A 6,203-nucleotide genomic window follows, 5' to 3' on the forward strand; every position below is an offset into this window, starting at 1 on the left:
ATGCGTGGCGCAAATCGAACCGAAGTATCCATGAGAATTAGTTGGGACTATTATTTAATAGATGATGATGTTCCAACTGTTTCCGGAAAAAGTATCACCAAACTTATAAAATGGAATAAACAAGCCATTATCGATGACTTCGGCAAGAAGTATTTAGATAAGATACCAAAATATAATGGCTTTACCTGTGTTCCTTCACATCTAAATTATAAACAAGTAATAGGTAAACGCTTTAATGAATATCATCCAATATCCCACAAACCGAAGGAGGGTAGTATTGAAAAGACATACAATTTCCTAAGTCATATTTTTGGGGAACAACTACCACAGGGTTTAGATTATTTGCAGTTACTACTCACTAAGCCTACACAATATCTCCCTATCCTATGTCTTGTGTCCAATGAAAGAAATACAGGAAAAAGTACATTTTTAAAATTCCTGAAAGCATTTTTTGAAGCTAATGCTACTTTCATTGAGAGTAATAGTTTTCAGAGCCAGTTTAATTCCGATTGGGCAGGGAAATTACTTGGATTAATGGATGAAACTCTTTTTAACCAGGAAGAGATTACCGAAAAGCTCAAATATTTAAGCACCTCAAATATTCAAAAATTAGAAGCTAAAGGTAAGGATCGTATAGAAATATATCTTTTTATAAAGTTTATTATTTGCACCAACAACGAAGACAATTTTATTAAGATAGATGAATATTCTGAACGCTTTTGGGTAAGAAAAATAAGGCCTTTAAATAGTACAAACTCAGAAATGCTGGAAGAGCTCATCCAAGAAATTCCGGCATTCATGTATTATCTAACAAAAAGAAAACTTTCTACACGAAAGCAATCAAGAATGTGGTTCTCGTTTGAGCAAATCAAGACAAAAGCATTCACCAAACTTGTTCAAAATAATAAAAGCCGTGTTGAAAAAGAACTGGCCAGCATTCTATATATGATTATGGAACGAATTGAACTCAAAGAAATCAATCTCTGTCCTTATGATGCTGTCAGTCTTGTTTCCAAATCGAGGATTAAAACCAGCCATACGGAAATGCGTAAAATTTTAAAACGGAACTGGAAATTAACCAATCAAAATAATACCAGTTGGTATGAGAAATTTACCATCTGGCCCGATGGTGATATCCAATCGAAAAAGGCAAAAGGACGGTATTTTACCATAACTAAGAAATTTCTTATTGAAAATTTTGATGACTTTGATGACAATTAAGCTTAACCCTTGTAAACAAAGGGCTCAGCTTGTCATCAAAAATGTCATCAGTATGTCATCAAAATAAAAAGTGATGACAATTTTAACCAATGAAAAATAAAAAGTGATGACTTGATGACAAAGTGATGACATTGGAATCTCTTGATATACTTGCGATACGAGAGAAATGTCATCAAGTCATCAAAAAATCACTCAAACAAAAGCTCACAATGAAAACAAGAAGAAAACATATAATCTCGTGCGCCGAAGCTAAGCAAATAACGATATCAGATTTCCTAAAATCTAGGGGATATAAACCAAAAAAAGATAAACCTATTGAAGTATGGTTTCACAGTCCTTTTAGATTGGAACAAGAACCTTCATTTAAAGTTTGTAAACGCAAAAATGTATGGTTCGATCATGGAGCCGGTATTGGAGGAACTATTATTGATTTAATAATGAAGCTTCAGAATTGTAGTATTCCAGAAGCTCTTTTATTCCTAAGCGATAGTTCCCTTTCTTTTTCTTTTCACCAGCAACCTAAAGAAATTAGGGAAAAGGAAGAATATTCTATTAAAGAAGTAGGTGACTTGAAATCTCCAAAGCTAATACGATATGTAGAAGACCGGAAAATCAATCCCAACTTTGCACAAAAAATTTGCAAAGAGGTACATTATACTTTTGATCAACAGAAAATTTATCAAGGAGTTGGTTTTAAAAATGATTCCGGTGGCTTTGAAATTAGGTATCATAATTTCAAATGCTGTCTGGTAAAAAAGAATATTACTACGATTTTAAACCATTCCGAAACGGCTTGCTTTTTTGAATCCTGGTCTGATTTCCTATCCTACTTAACTCTTAAAAAGAGAATCCCAAACGAAGACTTTATTATTCTGAACAGCACTGCCCTCATTAAAAATACAGAGGTGCTGTTACAAAATTACAAGAACCTAAAAATCTTCTTTGATAATGATAATTCAGGAAAATTAGCCTTCGAACATATACAAAAGCAAGCTCCTAATAAGGCTATTAATTGTAGTGCTCACTACGCAGATTTTAAAGATTTGAACGAATATTTAATCAGCTTGTGAAATGAAGGGTGCTGAGCTTAGCCAGTCGTGGGTAACGTGCACACTTCGTGCCCACTTTTACCCACGACTGGCTATTCGCAGCAAAAGCTGCTCATAGAATTTTAAACATATAAATACCTCGAAACAATGAATTCAAAAAATAAAAGTAGAGTTATATTTTATTTGTCTTCCGAAGACAAAGAACACTTAAATAATCAATGTGAAATACTTCAAATTAAAACTTCCTTTTTCGTAAGAAACTGCGTGTTAGAAAAATTGGGGAAACCAATTTTTGATGTGAGCAGAAAAGATCTGGACGTTAAAAAATATTCTTCTCAACTCATCAAAATAGGCGTCAACCTTAACCAAATTTCAAAAAAATTAAACTCAGGAGCCAAATTTATAATCGCAGATCAAAAAAAGATTATGGAAGACATTGAAGCTCTGAAAAATCACATTTTGGAAATTAAATCCCAGCTTTAATTATGGCAACTAATGAAGAAATAATTATGAATCTTATGCAAAATGTCTCGGATGAGTTAGAGAGCATTCATAAAAAAGTAAATGATCTAGAACGATCAAAAGAAAAAGATAATGAATTGCTGGAAAGGCAAAAGAAAATGCTTATTGGAAATCTGAATGCAACTAATAATATGCTTACTAAAGTAATATCTGAAAATCCACCAATAGTACAGCATACCCATAATAGTGAATATACGGTATTTGGTAAAGATTCTCCTTTTTCTTCAAAGCTATTACTATTCCTAATTGCTTTCTTACTAATATGTATACCAATTATTAAATACGTACCTCCATATCTAAATGAGAGAAGCGCACTAAAGGAAGAACGGGACAATTATAAACTATTCTATAACTACGTTTTTTTCAATGCTTTTGAAAATAGAAAAACAACACCTACTGATGTATTACAAACGCTCAAAGAAATTAAAGCAGGTGATTCTACCTATTCAAATTATGTGGATCGTCTTGGTACTAAGTATAAAACTCACTTGAAAAAGGAAAGTCTTAAAGCTGAACTACAAAAGTTAGAGAAATGATTGCAAAACTACAATCTATATCATATACCAGTAATGCCCTGCAGTATTGTGAAAGAGGAGGAGAAATTTTATACTCCAATGAATGTTTAGGCAGTGCCAAACAGATTTATGATCAAATGAAAATAAGGGAAAATCGTAATGATAGATGCGAAAAAAAATCATTTCATATTAAAATAAGAATAGCTCCTGAAGACCAATCAAAACTGACCAACCAGGATTGGATAGATATATCAAAAGATTATGCCAAGAAAATAGGTTTTGATAAGAATCTCTACGCTGTTTATATCCACGAAGAGGGTTCAGCCAAAGAACATATTCATATTTTGACCAGTCGGATTATGGAAAACAACCTCGCCGTTACTGATAGTTACACCCATTATAAAAATTTGGATTTCTGCCGCGCCATCGAGAAAGAATACAAGTTAAGAGAAGTAGAACGCAAACTTGAGCATATTAAGGAGCAGAAGACTTTTATATCAACTGATCATCGTACCTCAAAACTGAAAGCGGCTGTTTTTAAGGCCATAGAAATTTCTGACTCTATGGAGGATCTAACCTTTCATCTTAAAAACCAAAAAATTAAAACTAAAATAGGAAGAGGAATTTCGTTTATTGATGCCAATGGCGTGAGAAAAAAGGGGTCTGAAATTGACCGAAAATTGTCTTTAAAAGGTATTGAGAAATTACTGAGCTATAAAAACCAGGAAAAGAGATTTAACAATAGAATGTCAAGATAATAAGCATATGGCAAAGATAATTTTAATCACGCATCAAAAAGGTGGTGTTGGAAAATCGACATTGGTTTTTAATTTAGCACAGAATATATCTGAGAATGCTAGAGTTGCTATTTTAGATATGGATCTTCAAGGTAGCCTTTCACAGCTAGTAGGATATGTCGAGAATATAGATATACTCCCCTATCAGGAACGTTTTAAAGATATTTCTGAGCAGAATTATGATTTTATTTTCATCGATACCCCACCCTACCTTTCCAATCATCTTAGCGAACTGATAAACATAGCAGACCTAATCATAATTCCCACCAAAGCCGGAATATTGGATCTTTTTGCTATTAAAAGTACTATTGATTTGATTGAAGAAGAAGACAAGCTAAATAAGACTATGGTTGTTTTTAATATGGTTAAAGCAAATACTACTCTAACCTTAGATATTCTTATTGAAATAGCTGAGTATCAAGTAAAAATTGCAGATACGCATATTTCAGATTTAGTTGCTTTTACACGATCTATATTGATAGGTGGGGTTAATGCCGATAAGAACGCTCAAAAGCAATTAGATACTCTTACCAGAGAAATCTTAAACCAACTTATATAATTATATAAAACTATAATTATAGAATCATATAAAAATACATCCTATGGCAAAACAGAATTTTAATGCGTTGATTAATAGGGCTAAATCAAGCAATCAACAAAAAATTATACAGAAAGTATCTCCGGTAAAATCCACCAAAGATAAAGAAGTACAATTCTCTTTTTATCTATCGAAAAAGCTTTTGAAGGAAATTAAACTGAAAGCTTTAAATGAAAATGAAAGTATCAAAAACCTTATTAATAAAGCCCTGGAACAATATTTAAACGCTAATTAGAAAACAAAATTATGGAAAATACTCAGCTTAAGATTAAAGAATTATGTCCTAACCAATATCTTGAAATTATAAAGTTCTACTGGGAGTTCGATGCAGATCCTCTGGAGTTTAGAAACACTCCGAAAAGAGTTAAAACAAAATATGAAATTGCACAGCCTGAACTAAATAATATCATTCAATCATATTCAAAACTTACTTTTTATTTTCATTGTAAAAACTGCAATTCTTTTGAATTCAATGAAGTAAACAGTCAATCAGCTTTCAATAAACTACTCAGAGAATATAACTCTCCAAGAGATATATTTAAGTGTAAGCATTGTAAAAAACTAGACTATTTAGAGATCCAAAGAAAACAAGAAATAGATAGACAAAAAACGCTCTTAAGATTAGATAAAGCCGTTAATGAGCAACGTTGGAAAAATCTTAATTCTTTCCAATACAAATTACTTGATCATTGCATATCCAAAAATTTTAAAGAATTACAGAAACACTACTGGTCAAAGCTAGGAAAGGATCATTACAAAAAATTATTTCAGGAATTACATAGTTTGGCCGCCTTGGACTTAATACTACTTGAGACCGACACAAATAATTATTATGTTATTGATTATGCAGTTTGCCATCGGTTAAAAGAAAATTTCGCCTATAATCCACCTGTCAAAGAGAAATCTACATCTACGGAATCTAAATTTGACAACATTCAATCATTAAAATTTAAACTCCCCGTAAATAAAAGGAAGAAACATCCTGATGATCCCACGCATACAGGCGCTACCACTTTTTCAGAACGTATTATAATTGAACCCGGAATAGAATATTCGTTTGCTCTGTGGGAAAGATCAAATGATAATTTATATTTAGTTTTAGTACCGACTGAAGAAATTTATCCAAGTCCAAAGGTATCATCGTTATCGGTAAAGCCTATTCATATTCAAGAAGGAATTAGAAATTTTATGGATAGTATTAATCCCAACTCAATAGATTGGTGAATTTATAAGTTATACGATGAAAATAAAAAATTAATATCATCTTTAGAATTGTTTAAAGCCTATTTATAGGTATCGCAGTATTGGAATCTGACATTGTTGCTGTGTACTCCCAGGTTCCTGGAGTACTATCGGAAAGAGTTGATTTCATTCACACTCCTGCTACGTTTAATTTGATAAAAGGGATGAAAACGTATGTTTATCCCGAAACATTTCTGATTAAAAAAGTATATTGTATCTGATATAACACGTTAGCGGTCAGGCAATAAAACGACCCGAG

General features: G+C 32.2%; 8 protein-coding genes. All 8 read left to right on the plus strand.

What is annotated here, in order from left to right; translation table 11 throughout:
• On the plus strand, window positions 1-1,221 hold a 1,221-nt coding region (locus I215_RS16315), incomplete at its 5' end, for a primase-helicase family protein (protein ID WP_008992905.1).
• Between the two features lie 209 nt (window positions 1,222-1,430).
• On the plus strand, window positions 1,431-2,291 hold the full coding sequence (locus tag I215_RS15340) for a toprim domain-containing protein (RefSeq protein ID WP_162131568.1): 861 nt from the start codon (window positions 1,431-1,433) through the stop codon (window positions 2,289-2,291).
• A gap of 126 nt (window positions 2,292-2,417) precedes the next feature.
• Window positions 2,418-2,753, plus strand: coding sequence for a plasmid mobilization protein (locus I215_RS15345; protein WP_008992907.1), 336 nt, complete (start codon window positions 2,418-2,420; stop codon window positions 2,751-2,753).
• 2 nt (window positions 2,754-2,755) lie between these two features.
• On the plus strand, window positions 2,756-3,328 hold the full coding sequence (locus tag I215_RS15350) for a hypothetical protein (protein WP_008992908.1): 573 nt from the start codon (window positions 2,756-2,758) through the stop codon (window positions 3,326-3,328).
• Complete coding sequence (locus I215_RS15355) at window positions 3,325-4,065, plus strand: relaxase/mobilization nuclease (protein WP_008992909.1); 741 nt, start codon at window positions 3,325-3,327, stop codon at window positions 4,063-4,065. The genes I215_RS15350 and I215_RS15355 overlap by 4 nt, the downstream gene beginning before the upstream one ends.
• A 7-nt stretch (window positions 4,066-4,072) precedes the next feature.
• Entirely contained in the window at window positions 4,073-4,663 is a 591-nt protein-coding gene (locus I215_RS15360; protein ID WP_008992910.1) for a ParA family protein, read from the plus strand.
• 43 nt (window positions 4,664-4,706) lie between these two features.
• Entirely contained in the window at window positions 4,707-4,937 is a 231-nt protein-coding gene (locus I215_RS15365; RefSeq protein ID WP_008992911.1) for a hypothetical protein, read from the plus strand.
• 11 nt (window positions 4,938-4,948) lie between these two features.
• Window positions 4,949-5,926 carry a hypothetical protein gene (locus I215_RS15370; protein WP_008992912.1) on the plus strand — a complete coding sequence of 326 codons (978 nt, stop codon included), beginning with the start codon at window positions 4,949-4,951 and terminating at the stop codon, window positions 5,924-5,926.
• Window positions 5,927-6,203 lie beyond the last annotated feature (277 nt).

Origin of the sequence: Galbibacter marinus (assembly GCF_000300875.1) — a bacterium.
Lineage (GTDB): Bacteria > Bacteroidota > Bacteroidia > Flavobacteriales > Flavobacteriaceae > Galbibacter > Galbibacter marinus.